The organism is Bremerella sp. JC817 (assembly GCF_040718835.1).
In the GTDB taxonomy this organism is placed as follows: domain Bacteria; phylum Planctomycetota; class Planctomycetia; order Pirellulales; family Pirellulaceae; genus Bremerella.
This window is the reverse complement of record NZ_JBFEFG010000268.1, coordinates 1-25,297: the sequence shown is the minus strand read 5'-3', so window position 1 is coordinate 25,297 and position 25,297 is coordinate 1. Positions and strand designations below refer to the sequence as shown.

Below are 25,297 nucleotides of genomic sequence, written 5' to 3'. Positions count from 1 at the left end.
TCTGTTTCACGGTCTATTGGATCTAGGTAACCACCGCCAGAACCAAAGACAGTCATCTGGGCGGAAGTTTCGTTCCTATTCGCAACTGAATTGTACTGGGCGGTAGGTTTATCCCCATCGAGTTGACTGCAATATCGTATCTAGCGAAGACAGGACTTTTGCTGGCGATCCATTTAGATCGATTGGCAAGTCCCACATTTCAATTTGGCGTTTGGCGCGAAGATAGAATGAATTCGAAATACGCTTATCGTCAGCTTGAATTGCTGTGGCCGAAATCCCCGCTAGTAAACCGTCCGCTTCGCTGCGCAAGGCAATAGCGGAAACAAACAGGACAAATGCCTTCGCGGCAAGTTCTCTTCCGCCATGTGGGTTTCTATAGATACGACCCTGGATCCGGCGAAATGCGGTCCAACCAGTTGTCAACGATTTGGGTTGGATAAGTGGCATTGCTACATCGATATACTCAGCGCAATCAATTGCGTTCACAAATATATCCGAATCGGCAAGTTGCAGATATTCATCCTCGCGAAACACCCCCTCGAGCCAGGCCGCAACCGGCGTCGACGTGTAGATTTCAAGTTGTCGCAATCCGGCCAATATCTGACTTTCAGCAAATGTCAGCTCTAATGCCCAGGACTGTTCGACGCTTGGCCGAGTTTCATCGATCAATTGAGAAACTGACAGTGCAGGTTTCATTGGAGTCACTACCTACGTACTGTTCCCCGAATCGTTCTACAGATTTCCGACAGGGTTAATTAGCCCAAAACGAACGTTGACTTCGTATCTTACGCGTGCCATTGGCCAATGACCAGTGAGAAGCGGGTGCGAGGTTGAGAAGCGGTGTTCGTAATGCACACGATCTCCTTCCCTTTCGCTTCTGTGGCACCTCTCGCTGCCCTGTTCCGCGAACTTCGCTATCCCAGGATTCTTCGCGCAGAGGGTTGCCTGGCGCTCAAAAGATTCTAGGCCAACCAGTATCTCTCTGAACGTTTCGCCGGTCATCATGTCGCTTCGGACCGGTCGGCAGGCCAATTATCTCAACCCAGGAAGGGCCGATCCATAGACGGACATTCGACGCGCTGCCGCAAACCAAGTCGCCGCCAGGAATTATCTGGCCGGTAGTAATGTTCGTTCGTCGACTTCGAGGTGTTCGAACCTCATCAGTGGCAACAATCGGATGGCATGCACTTCCAACGGTGGCCCCATACCTGGGCGAGACTCTCTTCCACGTGGCCTCCACCATATCAGCGAGATTTTACCCTTCAGCCTGGCAATGGAAGCCGTGTTGTCTTCCGATTGCGATTCACCCCCTGACGACGATTCGGGGCCACCTGAACCAGATGTGGAACCGAACTAAGGTGAACGCCGGCCCCGCCCGCTACGAATTCGGTTTTCGACGTTCGCTGTTTAGCTGGGCTTGGCATAACCGGTGGTATCGAGTTATTCGCATCGAGCCGGCCTGCGAAGAACCTTGTGGGAACAAATTGCAGTTGCGGCTCCCAGAAGTCACAATGCAGTGAGGCCACACCCCCTGCGATTTGGATCGATTGATCTATCTCGCAATTGTCGTTTTGATCGAGGAGATTGGAGTCCTGTGACAAATACCACGTATCTCGCCCCACTATTTCTGAAATCTGCCCTGGTGGCTTCGATGTTCTTTCTGGCGACCGCCGATGCCCATAGCGCCGATGGTCCCCAGGAAAAGGTTGTGTTCGCGGACGATTTTGACGGGAAGGAGGCGCAGCCAGTCCAGTCGATCGACGATCTCGAGCACTGGGAATTCCTCGATCCCAAAACTTGGACCTGGAAGGCTTCCGAAGACGCTGGCGGTGTCATCGAGATCACCGAGCGTGGCAGCGCGTACAAGCCCCCGACCCGCAGCCCAGGCCACGTGGCCTTGGTCAAGGACCTGGAAGTGGGCAACTGCGAGATTCGCTTTCGTGTTCGCAGCACGAAAGATACCGGCAATCATCGCGACTGCTGCATCTTCTTCGGTTATCAAGACGCGTCGCACTTCTATTACTGCCACCTGGGCGCTAAGCCTGATCCCCACAGTGGCCAAATCATGATCGTCAACGAGGCCCCGCGACTCGCACTCACGAAGAACGAAAAGCTTACCCCATGGGACGATCAATGGCATACCGTCATGGTTCGCCGCAATATCGACAGCGGCCTGATCGAGGTTTTCTTCGATGACATGACAACGCCCCACATGAGCGTCACCGACAAAACGTTCGCCGCCGGTCGCGTTGGCATTGGATCGTTTGACGATCTGAACGCCTTTGATGGTTTTACGGTGTCCACCTTCTGATGACAGTTGGTGCGAAGACCTCTTGATGGCGCAGGTGACATCCCGTGCGTCCTCGCCACAGTGGAGTAGCTCAAGTACACCTCGGTGGCCTCCTTGATGTACGCCCAAATCAAGCGTAAATCGAAACAGGCTCTCCGATGACGACCGGGCACTCGAAGATTTGCCAATCATCAATCGCCCCGGAACTCTTAATTGATCGCCTTAGTGCACAGCGTTAATACCGAAACAGACGCTGTGCATTTTTTGCCAAAGCCAGATATCGTTGTCGAGAACACCGACCGGCTAGAGCCCAGTCTTGTCCAGCTACCCTCGAAAAGTCAGCGGTTGGTAGGAAGCGCTTCCGTCTGTCGCATGCGAAATTGTTGCTATGGATTGGTTTTCACGGGAACAACTTCCTCGTCAAGAATGGTGACCTTGGAAAGTGGCTGACTTTCATGGTACGGGTCATAGGCAACCAACCCATAGTGTGCGGACGAACCAACTCGCAGGTGCCAGTAATCTTGACTCAGTGGTTTTGATTGCAGGCGTTCCAACTTGTGGGTTGCCAGGTGCTGACGCATCCACACGTAGCCGGGGCGATAGAGCCAGCCATCATGGAACGTTATCTCTTTAGAATTGGGCAAATTCGCCATCCCCGAGAGCACCCACAATGGCGTGCCGTCGTGCAGGAAACGTTTCCCCGTGAATCCCAAATCGGTCTGCGTTGAAAGTCCCTCTCGTCCAGCGACGATATCTGGCGCTGTAACCTTCAAAGTTTGGAGGTCGATGCACAGCGGCGTCAATCCGTGCCGCTCGACGACAACCAGTCCTTTTCCGTCCGCTCGTTGAACACGTGACAAACCATCGACGCGGAACGCCGTGGTTATATCCGCCGAGGCTTCTTCGCGGGAACGCCCCTCGGCAACCGTCTTGGCTTCTAGAAGGATATTGACCGCAGGCGTTCCATCCTCAGCGACTTCAAGAATGCCACACCACGCTCTTTCTGTTTCGCCGAAACTTCCCACCATCAACGCGCGACGCGGCGAGAGCCCCACGATCTTATGTCCCTTGGAATAGTCAGGGAGCATTCCCTCGAACGATGCCAGCCGCGTTCCATCGGAGCGGAGAACAAGAATGCCTTCCCCGTGGACATGCAGCCAGATGCATGCGCCGTCCCAAGCGACCTCCCAGTACAAGGGATGATCGGCGGTGGCGTCGGTCAACTTCCGTTCCCTCAGGATGCCTGGCTCGTCCATGACGAAAAAGCGTTCGTCCGACCAATAAACATCTTTGGTGCCGCAGCGGAGCATGCCTGTCAAAAGCGGAGGTGTCTCCCCTTCTTCGCCGGATACTACCAAAGCGATCGGCTCGAACTCCATTCTTCCTGTCGGACCGAAGTTTCCGCGAGGTGGGGGTGCCGTCAGTGCACGCGGCGATTGCTTCGGGGGACGCACCAGTTGCAGATTGATCACGCGCTGAATCGGTTCACTGGTTCGGTCAAGGCGTGCAACTTCTGCCAGCATCGATTCAAGCTCGCCTCGGGAACGCTCACGTCGATTCTTATCAACCGCATAGGCGAAGTGGCCGTAAAGGCGTGCCAGTTCGCGATCCGATTGCCATAAGTCGGCAATCAACCTGGCCCAAGCATCATGTTCCGCGGAACCTGGCTGGGGGACCAGCGTGCTGGAGAATAGCCCCAGCATGTTGTCCGTGGTCGGATCATTTGCTGGCAGAAGCCGCAAGAGTGTCTCTCGCAGGCTGGCCAGCGACGCCGCGTCGTAGTGGTTGAACGCCACGTCCTTTGTCACAAGATTGGTCAACTCGTAACGACCGCCATAGAACGGATCGCTTAAGTGCGTCGGCAAGAGACGTTCGTCGGGCAATTCGCCGATCAAGGGATAAACGTCACGCAGAAACTCTCGTTGCGCCGCGCAGGCAGGCTGCAACAGTTCAACCTGTTGCGGATCGTTATGCGTTGCCGCCCGCACGGCTGACGTATCAAAATATGCATGCTTCCCGAGCATGCCGATCGCATCGATGCGACCGATTAGCCGATTCCGAATCAGGTAGGCCAGGTGCTGAAAACCAACACGCATGTCATTCGCAGCGTGCCGATATTCGTTTTCTCGTTCGCTGAGCGATCGCTTTCGAAAGTTCTGCGACAACAGCCAGATCCGATCTGGATCTGGCTGATTTCGATACTGATATTCGCAGATGGCAAGCGCCCTCAGCAGCGCGTCATTCGGATCTAAAACCAAAGCCGCCTCGCGCAGGGCGACTGAATGCTGCCAGTCTCCCAGTTCGGCGAATCGACGCGCATGACGACTTAAAATCTCTTTCTGCATCTCTGCCGACAGCCTGGCCGGCCGGTTCGCCACCTCACGCAGCACATGTTCACTAAATTCGGTTAGCAGCCAGGCGTCCAAGGCCTCCAAGGAAACCGTCTTCTCAAGCGATCTACCCGGCTGTTCGCCATGCGTCAGGTCGATATTCAGCTTGATCGAATGCTGCATCGCATTCGACGAGGTCACCTGAAAACGAGCCTGCACGAAGGTCGCGATTGGACGCGTGATACCCTCCCCGAACGTCAATTCGTGCTCACGCAGCAGCGCATGCGCTTCGTCGATCTCCAGCAACGCCACCCCAGGCCGCGCCATCAAAGAACTGGTCACCAGGTCTTGGCAGCGGGTCTGTAGATATTGGAATCGAATGCCAAAGTCTTCCGATAGAAAGGGAGGAATCGCAATGATGTGCTCGACGCCCTCGGGAAATTGCTGCCGCACTTCGTCCACTGAACGAACGCACTGAGCGGCCAGACTTTCGATATCTGCCTGGCCGTTGTAGACGAAACGTGCCTGCCAAAGTCGAACCCCGAGATCCGCATCGCATACAACCGCACGCACGATCTGGCGTGCGTCTTCGCTTTCCATTGAAAGAAGTAGCATGGCATTCGTTCTAAGCGTCTTGCCTAGCTGTAGCCGCTTCAAGACATTTTCAGGACTCAGCAGCGCCGAGAGTTCCAGCTCGCGCGTCGCCAGCGACAAGTCTTCGCGTTCGACAAGTTGAATCGCTTCGCGACGGGAAAGCTGGGCCGTTAGCAGTTCGACAAGCCCTATCTCAGCAATCTCGCTCGTCGCAATGATTGCCCAGCGCTGGCGCCCCGCGTCATCTCCCCAGGTCACTCTCCCTGGCAAAATCAGCAAGACCAACAGAACAACAATCGTTCGCATCACAATCAACTTCCGAGAAGTACGTTCTAAACGTGCCCGCCGTACGACTCTTACAGTATGGCAAGTAATCTCCCCACACTAAACCTTTTTGGCAAAGGTAAATTTGCAATGAATCCCTCGCAATTCCTCACCGGGCTAAAGAACGCGGGACCCAGGGGCCTGTTTGATGGAAATATGGAGAATGAAACCGACATCCCCTAAGACCGGTGGCGATTCCATCCGCCTGAAGATCGATGAATCCCACCGAATTGCAACCAAACAGAGCCGCTGCGACCAAGGTGCGGCCTGCCCAACCTAAAAACTGCCAGCCGCTACGCAAATCGCTTGAGCGAGATAGCTCTTATAGAATCGTTACTAACTTCAAGTGGCCCCTGCGGATAGCTGCTTTCCTGTGAGTATTGAGTTGGTCAAAGAGAGGGTTCTGTGTCTGGTATTATCGTTTTGTCGAAAACTGCTTCTTATGGTCGAGTTGCCGTCTCTCGTAGCGTGAATTGCGCTTCGTAATCTCTTTGGAACTCAGAAAAGGCTGGATAGTCGTTCCCTAGCAAGACAGTTTGTCGCCATCCCGAAGGCTGCTTGCTGATATCACACTCTTGGGAGATTCGTGCCAATAACTCCTTGTACCGCGCTTCAAAAACAGGAGGAATCTCTTGGACGGTATGTTCCTTTGGAGTTCCGAGTAGTTCTTCGTGAAACTGATAGGGACGAGCTAACGAGTTCTCGTAAGCGTAATTAAGCGTTCCCAGCGGCAGGGTGTCAGTATAGTGCTCTACAGCGTTATCTGGCTCAAAGTACACAAACAAGCTGATTCCGACTTGTTCATGCCCATTCCTATGAGTGATCATTTTCGAAATACGGACTTGTGGATATTCGCTAGGTAGACGGACATAGTATGATGAGACCGCACATACTTCAGACAACACAGCCATGAGAGCCAGCAGCGTTAGAATTCTGAATCGGCGAAGAAAATGCAATCTTCCCATGGCGACCAAACAATTCTCAAGCAACAAACAGCTTATGTCGACGAAATCAGCCCTACCGTCACGGCTGGGTGGCACTGGCAATACCCAGACCCCGTCCCTTAAACATACCGCAACTGTCGCCGCATGACAGGAAGCTGGACGAAGGCTAGTTGGTAGGACGAGGTTAGTTTGTTGTACCGAACGAAGACAGGGCGAGATTCTTTGAGCCAACCGATGGCCAACTCCGCGATGTTTCTTCGTCGCTAGGCTTTGAGATTGAAGTCCTCCCCCGGGGTTTCGTTGCTCTTGCTTGGAATCGCGGCCTGGATTCGCTTTCGTGCACTGTGCTCGCGGATTTCAGCGGAGCCATAGCCCTTGTCGCCAGCTATAGCTTGTGGTCGATGACCGATCCAGTCCACGGGAAACAGGCTGTTGGCCAACAGTCGCTGGAGTTCCTGGGACGCGTGTCATTGGCCAGGTGAGGCAGTGCACGACAGCAGCAGGCCGTTGGCATCGGTGAGCACGTAAAGCTTTGTCGCGTATCCGCCGCGAGACCTTCCTAGTACGTTCATTTCGTCGTTCTCCGCGCTTTGCGGTAACATGCCGGACGCTCAGCGATGAGCTCGAATCCCCGCTGCGTCAACGCACCACAGCGAGCGAACGACATTCCCGCAGGCATCCGCCTGATGTAGCAATACCGCGTAAACTTCGTCCCACAAATCGTTGTTGAGCCAGCGTCGGAAACGATTGTAGGCGGTCTGCCAACTGCCGAAATTCGCCGGCAAGCTTCGCCACGGACGGCCCGTGTGCAAGATCCACTGAATCGCATTCACAATACGCCGATGGTCGGCCCACGGCCTGCCTGACCGCCTCGAAAACTGAGCCGGAAAGAAATCCCGGATTGCATTCCACTGGTCATCCATGAGATCATGACGCGACACTTGGCTTCCTTCCTTGAGTCACTTTGGTCGGTAACTCGGGAAGGTTGCCAGATATGCCTGGGCAAGAACATATCAATTACGGGACAGTGCCTAGTAGCATTACTGCTCATGAACTTAGGTCAAGAGATCGATGCTTCTCGCACTAGCGACACTAAGAAGCGGAACGCACAATCTTGCGCGATTACTTTTTCGCCAACATTGACGAATACTCCTTCATGACTAATGAACACGGTTGATTTGTCAGTGTCCATCCTATAGCACTTTTTGGCGTACAGGTATGACTATATGACGTTTGATGCTGAAGCTCATTTGCGGGCTGTCATTACTCATCCATACCGGTCCGATGTGTGCTTCATCTGTGCAAAGGAATTGAATGCCTCAAACCGAGCGGATGAGCACATTATTCCAGCTTGGATGCAGAGACAATTCAACCTTTGGAACCAAGAGTTGGTATTGCTGAACCGCACATCAATTCAATACCGCAGGCTAGTGATTCCCTGCTGCATTCAATGCAACACGGATCGGTTTGCACCGCTAGAAGGCCGAATTAGAACAGCAGTACAGAATGGCATCAATGTTGCCCGCCGACTATCACACTTTGACATTTACAAATGGTTGGCCAAGATACTTCTTGGGCTAATGTACAAGGAGCTTTCGCTGCCGTTTGATCGGAGAAATCCCGGCCTTGGTACAATACTCACAGATGACTTCATACGAAGGTATCAGATACTTCATCACTGGCTACAACTTTCTGCAGCCTGTGGTTACTGTCCCGACTATTGCCCAGGTTCAGTTTGGGTTTTTCAGGTCCAAACTCCCGACGATCTGGAGTGTCAATTCGATCTCAAGGATGAAATCAAGTACGGAGTAATCGCAATTCGCGCTGGTTCCATTGGCTTTATCGCAGATTTTTTGGAAAACGGCGTGCATGCCAAACTATTTCAGAGTCGCACCAAATGCCTTTCAAAGATATCGCTTCACCCCCGCCAATTTGACGAGCTAGTAGCGAAGACGGTCTACGAGGCGAAACTACTTGGCCAGGAGTCCCAAGCGAATCTCTTTACACTTGATGGGACAAATCTATACACGGCGATTCAATGGCATTCGACAGTCGACGGTTTTCCTCTCGATGACTGGAATCTTGAAGAATACGTAAGCATTCTAGCTCACTACACAAACCTGCCACTTGAAAATGTTTATCGTCCTCCAGACGGGTTTTGTAGTTGGCTACGTGGACCGAATGGTGAATTCGTCTTTTGGCCACTTGGTAAACCATTTCCCTACTCGGGCGAATTCTGGATACCGAGTTATTCAAAAACACATGAATAAAAGGCGATATCGAATTTGTCGTATTCGGGACAAGTTTAGACCATTTTCCAACTTCTAGAATGCAGGCCCTTGCCAGTCTTGTATAGATTACTCTAAGGGACGTTATGACTTAACTTTTTCATCCGCCTTATTTTTAATCTGCTCTACGGCCTCATCAACGCTTTCTTTAAAAGGGGACGGAAGCAGAAATTCGGCTTCTGTCTCCAAACGGATGGGTGGCACTGCCAACACCTAACTAACACCAGCTTCGCGTGCCACTGGCCTCTGGCCAGTGTGAAGTGGGTAGGTACGATCAATCAGGAGTAGGTTGCCGCAATACAGCGCTGACGTGTTCGCACCCAGAAGTTTAGTGGGTGTCTGCTTCGCCTTGGCCTGCGAGCCCAAGTCGGCGGAGCATCGGCCCCATGGTCAGGCCGCCGACGAGGATGGAGAAGGCGACGACGACGTAGGTCATTGTCAGGACGAGTTCGCCGATGTTGTCGTACTGCGATTGCTGGGCATGGATCTCTTCCTTGAGCGATAGCGCGAGTGCCACACTGATCCCACCGCGCAGGCCGCCCCAAGTCAGGACCTTGATCGCGTGCGGCGTGAACTCTCGGCCGGTCACCTTCTTCAAGCCGTTCAACACGATGCCGACAGAAAGAAACCTCGCCAGCAGCGCGGCGGGAATCGCCAGGGCCCCGGCCAGCAGATACGGCACCTGAAACGAGAGCACCAACACCTCTAGCCCGATCAGCACGAACAGCACCGCGTTCAGCAGTTCATCCACCAATTCCCAAAACGTGTCCAGGTGCTCGCGGGTCTTGTCGGACATCGCCAGCGTTCGGCCATGGTTCCCCAGGATTAGACCTGCGACGACCATTGCCAATGGCCCCGACAAGTGCAGCGTCATGGCCAAGGCATACCCGCCGGTCACGACCGCCAGCGATAGCAAAATCTCAGTCGCGTAATGATCGATGGTTCGTAGCAGTAAGAACGCCACCATCCCCAACACGAGGCCGAGTGCAAGTCCGCCCCCTGCTTCCAGGGCAAAGAGCTTGACGACATCCATGACGGTTGTCTCCGACTTCTCGTGGAGGCCTTCAGCATCGTGCGAAGGTTCGCTTTCATGTTCTTCTGCATCCGATGTTACATCAGGCGTGTCGTTTGGCGGATCGCTATCGGCGCCAGGTTGTTCGCCTGCACCATCTTCTGTCAGGGCAGCGACGTGACTCGGCTCGTGGTGGTTGTCGGAGACTTCATACGAATCACCATGCTGCCCCAGCCCTGCAATCCCGAGAAGCGCGATGAACACCACCACACCCACGCCATCGTTAAACAGCGATTCGCCTGCGATCTTCGTCTCTAGCGGCTTGGGGGCGCCGAGACTCTTCACGATCCCCAAGACGGCGATCGGGTCGGTTGGCGCGACAATCGCCCCGAAGATCAGGCAATAGATAAAGCGGACTTCGATACCGAGCCAGCCGGTGATGAAATACGTGAGCCCACCGACGATGAACGTGGTCGCGAGGACGCCGACGGTCGCCAGCAAAGCGATCGCCGCAGACTGTTTTCGAAGGTCATTGAGATCGACGTGCAACGCCCCGGCAAATAGCAGGTAGCCGAGCATCCCTTCCATTAGCGTCTGGTCGAAGTCGATCGAACCGACGAGCGTCTCGGCAGCGGCCAGAGCGCCCACCTCGGGTGCGACCCAATCAATCAACAGCAGGACCACCGCGTGCAGCATGGCCAACAACATCAAGCCTACCGTTGTGGGTAGCTTGAGCAGTCTGTGATTGATGTACGCAAAGCCCGCTACAAGGGCCACCAGGATGCCGGCGATATTGAAGAAGCTCATGGGCACCTTTATACCGTACATCGCGAGCGGAAAAAGAGGAGAACACGGTCAGACCACCTGTCGATGCATCGAACATGGGCAAATGATCATCGCGATCCTTTCGAGCTTGCGAAAGAGCTGGCCGGTCATTTTAAACGTCAGGCATTCTCTTCATATCTCGGCCGGTAAAGCGAACCCCCAGGCCAAAGTAGATGAGATAGATGGCGCCGATCACGGCAATGGCCGCATAGAACAACATTGCCTGGCGTCCGAGCTGCGGCATTTGCTGCTGGCTTTTAGGGAGTGACGCGACCTTTCCGACCCAGAAATAGACCAGCGTCGCGGCCAAGACGGCACTCAAGATATTTGTCCACAGCGACACCATGAAGACCCGGCGGAGCCTGCCCAGCCAATCAGATGCACCTCGGGCGACTTGCACGCCGCAAATCAGGATTGCCAACCCCAGCATGAACCAAACGAATCGATCCACTGCGACCAGATACAGCCATTGATCCAGGATCGACTCGAGTCCCTGCACCATGAGAGGCGGACTGTAATTAATACTCCGCTCGGAGAGAACGTAGATCGAAGTGATCAGCAGCCACAAGACCACGCCGTTGAAAAGCATGCCTGCCAGCCCGACCACTATCGCCAGGGCCGACCAACTGAAAGTACCAAGCGCGATGCCTTCCTGCAGGCTCGAAGGGCGCGTCGCAACCGGGCCGAAGGTGAAACGCTCGGCGTTTGCCCACTTCAGGCCTTCACTTTCACGAGCCAGCAGCCAGCCTCCTACCATAAAATAGAGGAAGTAAAACAGGTCGATCGTCAGATGCAATGCGGCAGTGAGCACTGAGGCCCGTACTAGAAACTCGCGTTTCTGGGCGAGCCTTGTCGGATCTCCATGAGTCAGCAATTCGACACCCAACCGCCATGTTTCGAAATCGATCACAAGGTTTAACACGAAGCTGGCGACAACCAATACTACCCCGAACTGGAGCGTGCGTTTCAACCTCTTCAGCGTCTTCGGAGTCCGCTTCCAGAGAATGGAAATCCCACCCATCAATAAAGCAACCGCCAGAAGAATCGACAGAACATGGTAGGCGAACAGCAATAACAGTACTTCGTTCTGAGCTTGACTCAGCCCACCAATAAATGCCTCGGCTGGATCCGAAGTCCAGGGCAACTGGCCCCCCGAGGAGAAGACTCTCATGATCACGGTGCAGTGGTAGAATTTGAAGAGATGCCAGGGAATCCCGATCGCTCCTAATAGTATGGCGACCATCGCAATTACCATGTTCCGCCGCGGTAGAACGACAACGCGCCGCGGCTTCTCGGTCGAGGCGTTGGCCTGAATGGTTTCCGGCTCTACGGGACTTGAAGTCATGTCGACGGGTTTCTCCTGGATCAAAACACTGCAAGACGCACGAGGCGGATCAGCCTACATGCGAAAGGATGCGTTCTTCGCCGAACCGTGCGTCGGGCCGCCGGTTTGAACGCAAAGCCAGCTATAAAGCGGTGAAAGCGTGTCCTACAACCGCAGGAAATACTACCTTCGGGGCCCCGCCCATTCCAGATAGGGGGCGCATCCCATATTGCAGAATGTCGGAAGTTCGGACAATTGCCTCGCATGCGACGGCGGGACGAAGATCATGCAATGCTGCTCCGGCAACGATTTTAGTGGTCCCAGTTTGCCACCGAACCGCGAACATGCGTCCCTTCTCCGGTGCACATTTTAGTCTGAAATAGAAGCAAACACGACATCATGATTGTCGTTGAAGTAGATCGCCAAACTACAAGGCTCCCTCCAAAATCCGGCTTTATTCAAATAGCCGACATCGTAATAAAACGATACGTCAACGTTGACTCCGTCAACTGTCCGCCCCGATTCGTATTCGGCATCAGGGCTTCCCAGGATTTCTATGACCTGTGCTCGATTTCGACCATTAAGGGTATCCGAATATTTCAACCAGTTCTTTCTCTCTCGCCACTGTGCTGGTGAAATGCCGAGCAGGTCAAACACCATGTTGCCGCGCTGCCGTGGAGATGCATTCCGCCAATGACTTGCGTTAAATTTCGCTGGGTGGTGCTGGGAACATGAGACCGTTAGGGCAAGAACAGAGGAGATCAAAGCGACTTTTAGCTTGTACGCTCTCACGGATTGCGGTCCTTGCATGCTGTTGGTGGAAAACATGGTCACGTTATTTGATTCTATCAGGTTCTTCGGGCCTTGATCTAACGTTAGTTCGCTACGCGGACCAACCTTACCTTTGCAGGACAGTAAAGTGTCATCTTGGTATGTTACCAGTGGTGCATAAAGCTTTTTTTGCCTTGTAAGCAGATAACCACAATGTGGCTGCAATTGTCTTCCATTTGCTTCTCGTCTGAATTTGTCACGAGAGCAACCCGGCACTCTTTCAGTGGTTTTATTAGAAGATTCCATGCGGATTGGATATGGGGAGGTTCCATGTGAATGCAAGACATCGTCTATTTCAATGTCTTGCACTCCAGTAACCTTGCCGGGAACACCTTGAGAGCCAATACCATCATCGATGCCGGCAGCCGTACCATCGGTAGGGGACCAGAAGTTGGTGATTTTTCCCGCGACATTTCCGATTATTGAGTGCCACTCCGCCAGCCTTTTAGCAAGGTCCTAAGGAGCATTCGGAAGAATTGGCACGCCCGACTCATGAAGTCTTGTCACGACTTGATTATTCAATTCATCATCTTCAATTAGTAACACCATGTTCATAACGTTGTCATAAACAAGACATGTACTAACCTCGAGGGATTCGTCTGGCCCCGATTGAACCAAGGCATAACGACCGGAGCCGTCTTTAAAGAGGAATTCATAGTCTTCGATTGTCTCATTCATGGCAGTCTCATGTTTTCAACGCCAAATCGGATAGCTTCGACTGGGTGGCACTGGCAACGACGAATTTCAACTTCCACATCTTAAGGGTGCCGCTGGCCTCGAGCCAGTGAGAAGCGAGCAAACGATTGCCCACACACAGACCTGCGAGGTTTGGCTCGATCCGCTCCGGCTTTGGTTTCCAGCAGCAAATCGAATTGGAATCGACTCTGGCCAGATCGACCAACCAAGACAAAACGCTTGTGGCTGTCTCACACTTGCCAAATGCCAATTGAATAGCATGTTTCAATCCTCGGTCGGTGCTACACTCCCCAGTTCCCGCAACTGATCGAGCGCATCAAACGACCCATCCACAAAAAACAAATCCGCTCCCCCAACCCCGCAGCCTTGGCGGAAGCCGCCGTGCGGAAAATGGTGGCAGCGGTTCGTTGAACGGTTCGGATACCGGTGATTAGGTTCAAGGTATAGGATCTGGAACGAGGATTGATTTTGCACTACTGGTGCCCTGATCGTTTTAATCCTCTTCTATCAAAAGGCAGGGCCAGGATGAGGCATGGCATGCGCGGGTGATGGGGCTGCGTGCCTGATTCGTTGATGCCTTCGCCGAGGCTGCGGTTGGGTTGCAAAAATCCGAACCCAACAATTCCAGACGATTTCCTGACAGCCAAGGTGGTCGCTTCTGCTGCTGCACCGGCTCCGTGTGGTGCCGTTCTTTATCGCAAGGCAAGTTGCTCACGCACGCAGGGGAAAGCCGTCAACCAACGCCTAGAAACCGGCATGAAGACGTTTCACGAATGGCTGAGAGAACGGCAGAAGCTACAGGAAGTGCTGTTGCTGGGCAGCGATGGGAGACTCAAGGGCATGTCGCCAGCGAATCCGTTGCCGAAGGATTCAGCGTTCAACAAGAGCTTGAAGCAGAAGCCCAAGCCGCCACCGTCAGGCGCGCCGGTGTTCAAGCCGTGGAAGCCTGCTCAAACCGGCACAGTCTGCGAAGGTCGTGATGCCGTCAGAATTCTCCCCGAACAAATGCAATGATGGCTAGGACCGTTGCAATTGCAAAGCCGATCCACCCGGCCTGCCGTAACCAGAACGAACTCGTGGTCGAGAACTCACGTCCTTTGGACAATCTACCGGCAGAAACGGCACACACGACATTCCATGCAATGCCGCCGGTCATGATAAGCAATGGTAAAGTCGCTGGGTTACTCATTGGACTGAATCTCGTAGTAGACCCAAGTTCCACCACCCACTACGACCACACCTGCACCTGTCCAATACACTCCTTCCTGAATCGGGTGGAAGGCTGGGTCAAAGATTTGTCCCGCAGAGCCAATGTTTCTAGGTCGTATGTCGTTAAACGGAGTTCCCATTCGATACGAGCCTTTCGCCCAGGTACGCACGTGTGCCACTGGCCTCTGGCCAGTGCGAAGTGAGGGGAAGGTTAATCGGTGGATAACGCTTCGATGAGGTTGAGCTTTCCGCGACGCAAGGCATGGCCACGCAGGGCCGTGGCCATGGCACCCGGCTGCAACCCTTCAAACCGGCACTGCCTGCGAAGATCGTGATGCAGAAGCCGAAGGGCAGTTAATCTGATTCAATTACACTGACTGCTTCAAGCTGATTGCGAGTTGGAACTTCTAAGCGGCCGGTCGATTCGATTCTCCTTCCTTCAAGGTCAAGAGTATTACTGCACAGATCACAGACCTTAACCATTCTTTCGGAAACAGCATCCCACAGGTAGACCAACTCTTCTCCCATGCACTCATCGCAGTCACCGGCGGAAACTGTCGTCGCTTCCCATACAAGGTCGCCAATCGCTTGAATTGAAGAATCCAGTGAATTCCAAGACAAGCAGTCTTCCCGACGGCGAAGATCGGATTCATCAAGCCGTGAATTGAAAACCGGTAACTCGTTCGATCTTTTCAACAGCGTCAGAATTCGATCACTTGCTGGTCCGCTAGGAAGAGTGCCCATGAGGCAGTCACGCAAAGCGTCCAAGAACACAGACTTTGAGCAACTGGGATTGGCATGCTCTGCTTCTGCAATAGCGTGTTTCAATGAATTGCGAAGTTCTTGAATGGTAGTCATCGATCAAGTCCCCGGGATGGGAAAGGTTGTTATCAGGTTACCAGCTTCATCGACAAACACCCTAATCGAATTTGTTAGATTGGCCCCGTCTGCGACACGAGTGGTTCCAATTGTGCGTCCGACATTCACATCCCTTGCCCACATTGCTTGGCGACCCGTTCCGATCTGTCGAAGTGGGGCTTGTGTAACGGCATCGCTTTGGAGAACAGCTTTCAATTCGTCAGGGGTGATTGAGGATTGTGATTGTGTATTCGACCCGCCGAAATGCCGACTCCTTACATGCTCCATCCCTGCCGAAACTGGATTGCTGTTTTCTCGTAGTGGTGTGAAGCGGGTTGGGCCGTTCGCCGGTTGAACATTGCGGATACGACCAGTGAGATTAACCGGACGACCAGTGATTGGACTTATGTGCGGTGCACTTGTTGGGGCAACCAATTTTTTCGCAGCGTGACTTAAAAGCCCCGCCCCCCCGCCGTTGTCATCAATACCGCTAGATCGGCTGTAAACTGTCTGGCACCAGTGGGTGTTTGCAAGTGTTGAACATAACCGGAAATTTGTTCTCTCAAAAAAGGGCTGAGACCTTTGGTATTGTACTGCAGACCGGTGGCTTCGTCGAAACAGCGGGCGGTGAAGCCAAGGCCCAGGTCGTCGAGCGAACTGTTGGTTTCGCTCAGGACGTTGCCGAATCTGTCGTTGGCAATTTGATTGGCGACGCTGATGCTGTCGGTGACGTCGTCGTATTCGATCCAGTCGTGGACCGTGTTCAGGTGATCGGTCAACGCCCATAAGACATCGCCGCTGGTGTTCTCATCGGCCAGAAGCTGGTCGACACTCGGCCCCCACAACAGGCGGTGAGCGACGTCGCCGTTGGAGTCAAGTTCACGTCCAATTAAGCGATTCGCGAAGTCCTAGGTTCAGGTGAATCGATTAACAATCCTATTTCCACCCTGTCCGCCGGCTGGTCTACGGCAAACGGTTTCATCAAGCTTTCCGAGTTATTAACGCTCAATCAGAAGGCTGATTCGTGTTGCCCAGTGCATGCCGGTTGGATTTGGCATCTTTGTATAAGCGTCGAAGCTTGTTTTGTGTTTGCTCGACGGATGGTGGGAAATCAGAAGGGCCTTGCGAATGGCGATATCCGTCCTCGGTCATCCGTATTTCGACGACTCGACCTCCGCTGGTTGTCTTGAATGCGATCCGACCTTCACCGCAGATAAGCAACAAGATCTCTACGAGACTCTCTTTCGCCTCATCCTTGGCGAGTGGAAACGCGTCAATACAAGCTTCCATTGCGATCGCTTCCTGTTCGTCGTTCCATGGCTTTACTTCCGATAGTTCTAGCTCGTTGACCATTATGGTTTTCAGAAGTCGTTCAGGCTTGAAGGACTCTTCATCCATTGCCTGCACCAGTTGGGCAAAAAGCTTAGGGTCCGGTTTACTCCGAATGGCCTGGATGGCGGCTGAGATCTGCGTCCAATCGGTATTACCTGGATGGTCATAAATCCTGATCAAGTCTCGCAGTGGAAGGGGATATCGCAGAATGGCCTGTTCTTTTTCTCTTCTCTCCAAGGCCAACATGGCATCAACTTTGCGTTCCAGTTCTTTCGATCGTACCAGGCAGGCAGCAAATAGGTCGCCAGCAACGTCCTCGCCAGAATTCTGTCTTGCCTCTAATCGCACTATTGCTGCTTTGATCTCTTTCAGCGTCTCTTGGATCGCCGTCCTGTTTAACCAAATAACGTTGTCCTTGCCCTTGGCCCCAAATTGGTTCGTGCACATTTCCCAATCGATCTCGGGATCGGTCGCCGCCAATTCCTTGTCAGCCCAGTCGAGCATCGCTTGCAATTCTGAAATACCACCCTGATTGCCGAAGAGCTTGATCACATCCGCTGCATTCGATGCAAACCCAGGCTTGCTCATCGATAGGAACGAATGATAGGGTGCCAGCTTCGCGCTCGGAGATCCGGAGACTAATTTCCACTTCGCATCATCGGCGAAAATTGTGCTTAAGAAGTAATAGGTTCGGCCCGATTTGTCATCGCCATACTTTGACCGAGATTTGCAGAACTCGTAGCCTTCCGTATTGCAAAGGACTCGATTGCGGCCATCCCTCAACTGAACGGACGAATAGGGATAGTAGAGTCCCTGCAAGCTATCCTCAGGAACATCCTCATTAACTTCTGGCGCGTATTGATGCAGGTAGTGCAGAGCTCTGAGGAGTTGATCGGCTTTTTCTGGAGTAAAATCCCTCAACTCCTTCAGTGTCACATCCCAAGGTACTCTCCTGAAATTGTCGGCAGAACCTGAAAAGTAATCTCCGCGAAGCCTGGTCAGACTGGCCTGAGAATCGCCTCGCTCAATAATCCATACCTCGCGTACCAGTCCGTAATAGTCCCCGTTGGTAAACGTAATATAGAGGCCCCAAGTCGCAGGAATCCAGACAGGCTGAATATCGTCTGGCTGCTTGTTCTTCGTTCCGAAGAACTCCCAGCCCATATTGAATGCGGGTAGGTCAACTTTCGAATGTTGCTCTTTCTCTGCGGAAACTGGCTCACCCGTCGATTTCCACCACTGCTGCCAATTCCGCTTGGTCCGAAGCATGTACTGCTTGTGGACGGCCGTGTTCAAATTCACCGATGATTGCGGATACCCAAGTTTGATGCTTGTTAGAGAATGCAATTCATCCAATTGCTCTCGATAGGAAGTGGCGGAGATTGAATCAATGATCCCAGGGATTCTTTCCCACGAGTCCCCATTTCTGTCGACATGTTGCGGTGGATCGGCAGAACCTACTCTCGCAAGACAAGCGGTTACCGCGAAGATTAAAGTGAGCTGGTTAAAATTCATGACTTATCTCATGGGACCAATTCATGCGGGGGGCACTTTAGACGTCGCAGACCAACTTGTCGCTGCCACCCGTTCGCGATTCGCCCCCGGCAAATTGACTCGTCCGTGTCACTGACCAATCCAAGGTGAATCACTTCGCTTCGAGTCCGCACAATATTCATCAACGACCGTTTAGAACTCACTCGCGGAAACGCTGCTATCGACAGTCTAAACTTGGGGTGAAAAAAACTGCAATGGAATGTAAGCTTCGACCTCAGATCTGACACAATCACAGGCGTCAACGACGAGGATTATAGCCCGCCGTTTGAGCTCACGGCCAAGTTCAACAAGCTGACCATTTCAATCGATCGCGCCGAGTTAGCCCCCGAGGAGATCAAGAAGCCTGAGGAAGGGCTGCAGAAACTGGAATCAGGGCGCGAGTAGCTCGCCAAGCTCAGGGTTCAAGTCTTGTCGACGAGACGCAACAGCAGGCACCCAATCAGGCTGCCTGCTCGCGGCCCCTGAAGACGTTCTCTCGAGACTGGAATTCGACCGACATTCGTTCAGCGGGACCGACTGTCGGTTAATTCACGGCAACTTGTGGCCGTAGGCGTCCATAGCCATCTTGGCCAGACTTCCAATCGATATATTTGTCGTTCCCGGTCCACACCGCTGAGCACTTGCGTGTTAGATGTAGAGTGCGACGAGAACTACCGTCAACACGAATGCCTCGACTAGCCTTCCCCCAGCGGACTCATCCAACAGGGGCGAGATACATAGCAGGAGCACGACGGCGAACTGAAAAGTCTCCAAAGAATATTTCGTCGGTCCCACAATTCGCGGTTCTTATGAGCTATGAGAGTCTAGCTGTCAGTCCATTGCACTTGCGTTAACTCGTGTTGAACAAAGAACATGGGATGACTGCGAACGCCACGAATCGGTTCAGCCTACTCCCGGCATTTCCCCCAGCTGCAGGCTCTGATCATGGCAGAGTCGCATCTCCAATGGGACGACTGACTTAGATACGCTGTTGGCGACTGGTCATTAGGCGAAACGATGCCAATCGAGTTGCAATAAAACTGGCAAGTGCTGCACAATTCCCGCCATTCCTTCGGCATACATGCTCTTCGATACGACGAGACATCGCCCTGATGGAAAGGTAAGAAAACTTGGCGAAGATGTGGAATTCTTGTTCCACTCCTTTGACGTAAGCTAATATGAAAAACACACGTCGACCCTCGTCAGAAACGTGACGAAAGGTCTCGATTCGCATCGGACTTTCGTGATGATCCGGTAATGACCCGCTTTTTCGGACGGCGTTATTCCCAACGTGATTTCGAGAATGTGGGGTCCTCTCCAAGCTTAGTACCACAGGCTTTCATGATGGAAGCCAACCTTGATGACGAACCACTCGGCATGACGTGCGTGGCTCGCTATTGGACATCCAGCGTCCAGTTCTTGCTTGTCCCCTGAAGTCTGGTATCCGATTCCTCAACAGAGTGTGGATCAAAATAGGTCTTACATCATGAGTTTGACTCAAAAGTTCGTCCGGTGTCCCCTGATCGTATTTACGGCGCTGTGGATCTTATCGGCTGCGGCACTTCAAGCTGCGGAGCCGGTGAGTAGTGAGGCAGATCTCGCCGAAATTCGTACCGGGGCGGATGCCTTCGTCAAAGCCTTTAACCAGGGGAATGCCAAGAGCATTGCCAAGATGTGGACAGTCAAAGGCGAATACATTGACGATACCGGCAAGCAATTCTCAGGACGTGCCGAGATTGAAGCGGGTTATGCAAAGTTCTTCGCCGAGAATCCAGGCTTAAAAATCCGTCTCAGTATTACCTCGTTGCGAATGGTAAGCGATGACGTAGCGATCGAAGAAGGACGTGCCGAAGTCGAGCCTCCACCGGCGGGTCAGCCTGGCTTCACGAAATATGTCGTGGTCCACAACAAGGTGGATGGAAAATGGCTGATGGCCTCCGTTCGAGATTCCTTCACGCCGCGAGTTTCCAACTACTCTGGCATTGCAGAGTTGGAATGGCTCATCGGAAATTGGGTTGCTGAGGAGCATGGCTTTAAGGTGGAATCTGTCTGCAGCTGGATCGGCAACAAGAGTTTCATCGAACGCGCGTATACAATCACCAAGCACGATGGTACCAAGTCGTCCGGTGTTCAGCTCATCGGATGGAATCAGGCAACCAAGACGATCCAGTCTTGGGATTTTAGTCCCGACGGTGGACACGCGATTGGCACTTGGTTCTTCATGGGAAGCAGCTGGAAAGCAACGGTTCATGGAGTGACCGCTGATGGCTTCAAAACAAGCGCCGTGAATCTACTTCGTCCTCTGGATGAAAACGCCTACTCTTGGAAATCGGTTCAACGCTCCCTGGGAGATAGAGCTTTGCCGGATACCGACGAGATTGTCATCAAAAGACAACCGGTCGCCCAATAGTTCATCGCTTTCCGTCCACGCTGAAATCCCCTAATCGAGAACATTCCCAATGAAACGCATACTTACATTCGCTGCCATAACCTTGTGTTTGACCTTCCTACTTCCCTCCTATTCCACCTGGGCCCGCGGTTTTGGCGGTGGTGGAGGATTCCACGGCGGCGGAGGTGGCTTCGGTGGTGGAAGCTTCGGTGGAGGAGGTCGTAGCCTCGGTGGAGGAGGTCGTAGCCTCGGTGGCGGCGGTCTCGGTGGCGGCGGTCTCGGTGGCGGCGGTCTCGGTGGCGGCGGTGGCTTTGGCGGTGCTGGACTCGGAGGGGGTGGCCTTGGCGATCGTGGCCTAGGTGGCAGTGGCCTAGGTGGCAGTGGCCTAGGTGGTGGACTGGGTGATCGGGGTCTCGAAGGCAATGGTTTGGGGGGCGGACTCTCCCAAGATAGCTTTGGGGATCGATTCTCGGGACAAGCACCTAGCCGAAGTCAACTAAGCAGCTTCCTTGGGCTCCCTTCCGATGGCGGAATGCACAACTTGAGTTCGACCAACGTCAACAATTTCAATCACACGACCAACATCAACACGAATCTCAATGGTGAGAGTGGGCGCGATCTAGGAAGTAACTTCGATTTCAACAGTGGATCCGTTGAGGGACCGCGCGGTGGACAGGCAGCGGGAGTCAGCGTGACAGGCCCCCAAGGAAACACCGCCTATCGGGGCGGGGCCGAAGGAGCGTTTGGGGGTGAAGCCGGTTTTCGCGGAGTTCAAGGAGCAGATGGCGGCGGAGCCATTCAAGGAGCAGTTCGCGGACCAGGTGGCGATGTTGCAGCCGGTGGAGCCGTTCGCAGCCCCTACGGCGGAGCGGCCGCTCGTGGAGTTGCCGCTGGACCACGTGGCGTCGCCGCTGGTTCCGCAGTTCGTGGGCCTGATGGCGGGTTCGCTGCAAGAGGTGTCGCGGCCGGACCAGCCGGTGTGGCTGCTGGCTACGCGCGAGTTTCTCCGACGGGACGATATCATTCTGCCGTTGCGGTCCGCTCAAACTTCAATGACTGGGGAATCTACCATGCCGGCTGGTATACCGATCACCCGGGTGCCTGGTTCGCCACCGGCTGGGCTGCAGGCACAGCATGGAGGGCAGCAACCTGGGGAGCTGTTGGCTCTTGGATGAACTACTACGACGCCCAGCCCATTTACTATGACTATGGAAACACGGTGATCTACGAGAACAACGATGTGTACGTCAACGGTCAGGACGTCGGAACATCGCAGCAGTACTACGATCAGGCGAGCGATCTTGCCACAACGGGTGCCAATGCCGATGCGTCATCCGACGGAAATTGGATGCCGCTGGGTGTTTTCGCGTTGACCAAGACCGGCGATTCGAACTCGAACGTCACGGTTCAACTCGCCATTAACAAACAGGGAGTCGTTCGGGGTAACTATACCGACACGTCCACCGGCAAGACTCAAGTCATCCAGGGGGCCGTCGACAAAAAGACCCAACGAGTCGCCTTTACTGTTGGGGACAATAAGACCGATGTCGTTGAAACCGGCCTCTACAACTTGACGAAGGATGAGGCACCCGTTCTCATCCACTTTGGAGCCGATAAAACCGAGCAGTGGCTTCTCGTTCGGTTGAAGGACAAGAGTTCAGAAAACAGCGGCAGCTGAAACGATTTCTTCCAGTGAACCGTCAGGATCGCCAGGAAACATATTTCTGGCGATCTTTTCATTTCTTGTGGCCTGCGAATTCGGTTCAATTCAGACACCAACAATCCGGAGCATGCATAGCGACGAAGGCGCAAGGTAAACCCGGCCGCAAGCCAATCGCTTTGGATAGAAGTGATGGTCGAGCCACCAAGGTTAGCCGAATCGCGGAACATCCCACCGCCCATCAGATGAAAGTCAACACCGGGTCGCACCTCGACCACACCAATCCCGCGTGAGAGTCGATGCTGGAGTGGTGATCGTGAAAAGACCTTGGGTCAATCGAACCGAAGCGAAGTCGTTGGCTGGAACGCCGCCGATAACACAGCCGGGCGCATCGTTAAGCAGGTTTTTTACCCAGGTATATCCGGCACGCATGCGATACCTGGCCAGGATGTACTATCCACCGCTTTCAACGGCCCACGGGTTGTCCGACACCACTTCGTGCAAAGCCGTGTCATCCCAAATCTTATGGGTGACATCAACAGCAACCATAAGCTTTCCATCCATCAATCCTCGGTTCGCGATACCAACGCCGACCGTCGTGCGGCCATTGACGTCGTAGTTGGCGTCCAACTTCCTCTGACCTACACCTCCCTGTGCAAAACCCTGCTAATGAGAGTTCTCTGTTGCGGAATTATTGCTATCCGATACCGGAGAAAAGGTTTAGCGATTCCGTGTAGTATTCAGGCGAGGCCTGAGGGAACTGATCCCTTTTCTGAATTGTGGAGGGATGGTTTTGCGCTTCCAACAGAAACTGGTGCTAACTGAGTGCTGACTCAACTCATTGCATATCCGTTATTTAAGTCATAGAGACAGAACTGAATTGTTATTTTGACTGCCATATCCACTGGCCGTCGCTTCCCATGTATCCGTAGTTATTATCGTTCTCTCCAATTTCCATCCACGCAATATCGTGTGTGAAATAGGTAACGCTAATTACCTGCGGAAATTCAATCACGAATTTACCTGTATGGTCGATGAAACCGGACGTTCCAAGCGGTTGGGACTCAGCGAACGCACGCCCTTGAATGAAGTGGCCTAAGCGTTTGAATGTTGGCTTCCAAAAGCCTTCAAAGCTCTTCCGCAAGACAAGCGCTAGCCTCATCCGAAACAACCCAAAATTCCGCGGCCTGGAAGATCTTTTTCTCGGCCATAGCCCGTCGACCATTTCCGATCGACACTACGCCAAAGCACCGCTCGACCTCCTCGCCGACGCAACCAACTGGCTGGCAACTCAGTATGGAGTGAAGAAGCAAGAGCGTCCAAACCGTACCCATCGGGGAGTTCAAGAATTGACAGGGATGGCAGACACATCGCATGCCCCTTGACTGATGGAGGCCATCGACGCCCTGGCCCAGAACAACAGCGCAATCGAAGTAACGAGGATCGATGAACTGAAAGTGATCGCCACCGAACTGGTCACTAAATTCCGCAGCAGCGTGACGATCGACTGGCAGCACCCGCGAAAACGCCCGAGCCAAGATCCGCATCCTCGTCCGCCGAGTCCTCCGAAAGCACGGCTATCCGCCTGATTTGGAAGCGGAAGCGACGAAACTGGTTCTGGAATAGGCGGAGGCGTTGTGTTCGGAGTGGGGTTCTCCTGCAAGGTGAAGCTAGATTGCAATGCTGTGGGTGATTTGGGTTTCCCAGTTTGTCGCGAAGCGAAGCTTGCACGATGCAAACATCTCGCTCAATAAGCTAAGCTCTGGATTGGCATGCTCCCCAAAACTTCGAATACGGCTTCCCAGTTCGAAATAGATGTGCAAAGATTCGTGCTGTTTTGATGCGACATTCCAAGGCTCCGGCCTGGAAGTACTGCTGGTTTGGCGGCGAGCATTGAAGGCCCAACCGCTTTCCGCATCAAGACTTATTTTTTGCGCTGAGGGAAATCGTTACCAGCGTTGAGTGCCACCCCGCCCGACAAGGTTCAATTTCTCGACATAGGACACTTCGTGCCGTAATGGACCAAATCGCGCGAGAGTTACGAAAAGGGACGCATCTTTTTCATAACTTCACATATCGTTAGAATCTTGCCTGACGAATCGATATAGAGCAAGAGATACTCGACCTGATAAATAAGTGAAAATTGCGAGAGCTAGCTGAATCCCTGTCCAAGCGACGAAGATACCCCAATCACTTGCCCAGTCCCAATATCCCTGCTCTTGCCTTAGTGACTCCGCAAAATCAACGCCTATCAGGCTTCCACTAAACCAGGCTGGCGAAATACAACGAATCGCTTCACCCCAGCCTATGGGCCTGTTACGCCACTCCTTGTATCTTTCTAGGATGAAAAACACAGCAGTCATTGAGAATGTAAATGCGCTACCCGAAACAGGCATGAGTTTTAAGATGGACGATCTAAATCCGAGGTACAGACACACACAGAAGACCAGAAGGATCAAGTGGGCGAGTGAAATCTGCCATATGGGCTTCACTTATCACCTCAGTCTTTTTCGCGGAGGAGGGTTCAAGATGTCATTGATTTGATCCGTGACATCACCGACAACAACATTGTCTATCGCCGTATGTGGGGTGTTTGTGTATCCATTGTCATTCATCCAGTCTACTACGTCAGAGGTAACGTCGTGATTGTCTGCACCTGTGATACTCGCCCCTATTATTTGGTAGGAGGCGTTGCCTGGGTCAGTTTCGTAATAGTTTTGCTCTGTTGAACACCCAACAACGTCAACCTCTTCCAGCTAACGCCGCAGGGCGTAGGTCAGGACTTTCAGGGCGGCTTCGGTCAGCATGGCGGATGGCTTCCTTGCAGACAGGGTGGAACCGACCGTTCGTTTCAGGCC

Annotated in this window: 18 protein-coding genes and 1 pseudogene; 7 read left to right on the top strand and 12 right to left on the bottom strand. The window is 53.2% G+C overall.

Annotated features, from left to right (window positions below; all coding sequences use genetic code 11):
* Positions 1 to 108 precede the first annotated feature (108 nt).
* Positions 109 to 696, bottom strand: a complete 588-nt coding sequence (locus AB1L30_RS11670; RefSeq protein WP_367013600.1) for a hypothetical protein — start codon at positions 694 to 696, stop codon at positions 109 to 111.
* Between the two features lie 898 nt (positions 697 to 1,594).
* Between AB1L30_RS11670 and AB1L30_RS11665 the strand changes: the two genes are divergently transcribed.
* Positions 1,595 to 2,311, top strand: coding sequence for a hypothetical protein (locus AB1L30_RS11665; RefSeq protein WP_367013599.1), 717 nt, complete (start codon positions 1,595 to 1,597; stop codon positions 2,309 to 2,311).
* A gap of 365 nt (positions 2,312 to 2,676) precedes the next feature.
* Here the strand turns inward: AB1L30_RS11665 and AB1L30_RS11660 are convergent, their stop codons facing one another.
* Both AB1L30_RS11660 and AB1L30_RS11655 read right to left on the bottom strand, forming a co-directional pair.
* A complete protein-coding gene (locus tag AB1L30_RS11660) occupies positions 2,677 to 5,520 on the bottom strand; it encodes a hypothetical protein (protein ID WP_367013598.1) in 2,844 nt (947 codons plus the stop codon).
* A gap of 1,573 nt (positions 5,521 to 7,093) precedes the next feature.
* Positions 7,094 to 7,405 (bottom strand): transposase, encoded by a 312-nt coding sequence (locus tag AB1L30_RS11655; RefSeq protein WP_367014093.1) that lies wholly within the window; start codon positions 7,403 to 7,405, stop codon positions 7,094 to 7,096.
* A 303-nt stretch (positions 7,406 to 7,708) separates the two neighbouring features.
* Here AB1L30_RS11655 and AB1L30_RS11650 point away from each other — a divergent pair, with 303 nt between their 5' ends.
* Positions 7,709 to 8,752: a hypothetical protein gene (locus tag AB1L30_RS11650; RefSeq protein ID WP_367013597.1), complete on the top strand. Its 1,044-nt coding sequence runs from the start codon at positions 7,709 to 7,711 to the stop codon at positions 8,750 to 8,752.
* Positions 8,753 to 9,098: 346 nt separating this feature from the next.
* Here AB1L30_RS11650 and AB1L30_RS11645 read toward each other — a convergent pair whose 3' ends face one another.
* The 4 genes from AB1L30_RS11645 to AB1L30_RS11630 all read right to left on the bottom strand — a co-directional run bounded on the left by AB1L30_RS11645 (position 9,099) and on the right by AB1L30_RS11630 (position 13,440).
* A complete protein-coding gene (locus AB1L30_RS11645) occupies positions 9,099 to 10,589 on the bottom strand; it encodes a sodium:proton antiporter (RefSeq protein WP_367013596.1) in 1,491 nt (496 codons plus the stop codon).
* Between the two features lie 130 nt (positions 10,590 to 10,719).
* On the bottom strand, positions 10,720 to 11,850 hold the full coding sequence (locus AB1L30_RS11640; protein ID WP_367013595.1) for a hypothetical protein: 1,131 nt from the start codon (positions 11,848 to 11,850) through the stop codon (positions 10,720 to 10,722).
* Positions 11,851 to 12,300: 450 nt separating this feature from the next.
* On the bottom strand, positions 12,301 to 13,071 hold the full coding sequence (locus tag AB1L30_RS11635) for a hypothetical protein (protein ID WP_367013594.1): 771 nt from the start codon (positions 13,069 to 13,071) through the stop codon (positions 12,301 to 12,303).
* A 147-nt stretch (positions 13,072 to 13,218) separates the two neighbouring features.
* Complete coding sequence (locus AB1L30_RS11630) at positions 13,219 to 13,440, bottom strand: hypothetical protein (protein WP_367013593.1); 222 nt, start codon at positions 13,438 to 13,440, stop codon at positions 13,219 to 13,221.
* Between the two features lie 576 nt (positions 13,441 to 14,016).
* Between AB1L30_RS11630 and AB1L30_RS11625 the strand changes: the two genes are divergently transcribed.
* Positions 14,017 to 14,472, top strand: a complete 456-nt coding sequence (locus tag AB1L30_RS11625; RefSeq protein ID WP_367013592.1) for a hypothetical protein — start codon at positions 14,017 to 14,019, stop codon at positions 14,470 to 14,472.
* 549 nt (positions 14,473 to 15,021) lie between these two features.
* Here the strand turns inward: AB1L30_RS11625 and AB1L30_RS11620 are convergent.
* The 3 genes from AB1L30_RS11620 to AB1L30_RS11610 all read right to left on the bottom strand — a co-directional run bounded on the left by AB1L30_RS11620 (position 15,022) and on the right by AB1L30_RS11610 (position 18,372).
* Positions 15,022 to 15,525: a hypothetical protein gene (locus AB1L30_RS11620; protein WP_367013591.1), complete on the bottom strand. Its 504-nt coding sequence runs from the start codon at positions 15,523 to 15,525 to the stop codon at positions 15,022 to 15,024.
* A gap of 452 nt (positions 15,526 to 15,977) precedes the next feature.
* Positions 15,978 to 16,304 (bottom strand): hypothetical protein, encoded by a 327-nt coding sequence (locus AB1L30_RS11615; RefSeq protein WP_367013590.1) that lies wholly within the window; start codon positions 16,302 to 16,304, stop codon positions 15,978 to 15,980.
* Positions 16,305 to 16,530: 226 nt separating this feature from the next.
* On the bottom strand, positions 16,531 to 18,372 hold the full coding sequence (locus AB1L30_RS11610; RefSeq protein ID WP_367013589.1) for a hypothetical protein: 1,842 nt from the start codon (positions 18,370 to 18,372) through the stop codon (positions 16,531 to 16,533).
* 1,504 nt (positions 18,373 to 19,876) lie between these two features.
* Here AB1L30_RS11610 and AB1L30_RS11605 point away from each other — a divergent pair.
* Both AB1L30_RS11605 and AB1L30_RS11600 read left to right on the top strand, forming a co-directional pair.
* On the top strand, positions 19,877 to 20,800 hold the full coding sequence (locus tag AB1L30_RS11605; protein WP_367013588.1) for an SgcJ/EcaC family oxidoreductase: 924 nt from the start codon (positions 19,877 to 19,879) through the stop codon (positions 20,798 to 20,800).
* A 49-nt stretch (positions 20,801 to 20,849) separates the two neighbouring features.
* A complete protein-coding gene (locus AB1L30_RS11600) occupies positions 20,850 to 22,457 on the top strand; it encodes a protocadherin (protein WP_367013587.1) in 1,608 nt (535 codons plus the stop codon).
* A 435-nt stretch (positions 22,458 to 22,892) separates the two neighbouring features.
* Here AB1L30_RS11600 and AB1L30_RS11595 read toward each other — a convergent pair whose 3' ends face one another.
* Entirely contained in the window at positions 22,893 to 23,069 is a 177-nt protein-coding gene (locus tag AB1L30_RS11595; protein ID WP_367013586.1) for a hypothetical protein, read from the bottom strand.
* Positions 23,070 to 23,322: 253 nt separating this feature from the next.
* A complete protein-coding gene (locus tag AB1L30_RS11590; protein ID WP_367013585.1) occupies positions 23,323 to 23,601 on the bottom strand; it encodes a WG repeat-containing protein in 279 nt (92 codons plus the stop codon).
* Between the two features lie 226 nt (positions 23,602 to 23,827).
* On the opposite strand from AB1L30_RS11590, the pseudogene AB1L30_RS11585 reads away from it, so the two are divergent.
* Positions 23,828 to 23,902: pseudogene (locus AB1L30_RS11585) on the top strand (hypothetical protein); the annotation flags it as partial.
* Between the two features lie 76 nt (positions 23,903 to 23,978).
* The gene (locus AB1L30_RS11580) at positions 23,979 to 24,065 is read left to right on the top strand and encodes a type I restriction enzyme endonuclease domain-containing protein (protein WP_367014092.1); all 87 of its coding nucleotides are present in this window, start codon (positions 23,979 to 23,981) and stop codon (positions 24,063 to 24,065) included.
* Positions 24,066 to 25,297: the final 1,232 nt, after the last annotated feature.

What these genes read in the sequence shown, in the direction of transcription:
- AB1L30_RS11670 (WP_367013600.1), bottom strand. Translation starts at nt 696, where the DNA reads ATGAAACCTGCACTGTCAGTTTCTCAATTGATCGATGAAACTCGGCCA.
- AB1L30_RS11660 (WP_367013598.1), bottom strand. Translation starts at nt 5,520, where the DNA reads ATGCGAACGATTGTTGTTCTGTTGGTCTTGCTGATTTTGCCAGGGAGA.
- AB1L30_RS11655 (WP_367014093.1), bottom strand. Translation starts at nt 7,405, where the DNA reads ATGGATGACCAGTGGAATGCAATCCGGGATTTCTTTCCGGCTCAGTTT.
- AB1L30_RS11650 (WP_367013597.1), top strand. Translation starts at nt 7,709, where the DNA reads ATGACGTTTGATGCTGAAGCTCATTTGCGGGCTGTCATTACTCATCCA.
- AB1L30_RS11645 (WP_367013596.1), bottom strand. Translation starts at nt 10,589, where the DNA reads ATGAGCTTCTTCAATATCGCCGGCATCCTGGTGGCCCTTGTAGCGGGC.
- AB1L30_RS11640 (WP_367013595.1), bottom strand. Translation starts at nt 11,850, where the DNA reads ATGGTCGCCATACTATTAGGAGCGATCGGGATTCCCTGGCATCTCTTC.
- AB1L30_RS11630 (WP_367013593.1), bottom strand. Translation starts at nt 13,440, where the DNA reads ATGAATGAGACAATCGAAGACTATGAATTCCTCTTTAAAGACGGCTCC.
- AB1L30_RS11620 (WP_367013591.1), bottom strand. Translation starts at nt 15,525, where the DNA reads ATGACTACCATTCAAGAACTTCGCAATTCATTGAAACACGCTATTGCA.
- AB1L30_RS11610 (WP_367013589.1), bottom strand. Translation starts at nt 18,372, where the DNA reads ATGAATTTTAACCAGCTCACTTTAATCTTCGCGGTAACCGCTTGTCTT.
- AB1L30_RS11605 (WP_367013588.1), top strand. Translation starts at nt 19,877, where the DNA reads ATGAGTTTGACTCAAAAGTTCGTCCGGTGTCCCCTGATCGTATTTACG.
- AB1L30_RS11600 (WP_367013587.1), top strand. Translation starts at nt 20,850, where the DNA reads ATGAAACGCATACTTACATTCGCTGCCATAACCTTGTGTTTGACCTTC.
- AB1L30_RS11590 (WP_367013585.1), bottom strand. Translation starts at nt 23,601, where the DNA reads ATGAGGCTAGCGCTTGTCTTGCGGAAGAGCTTTGAAGGCTTTTGGAAG.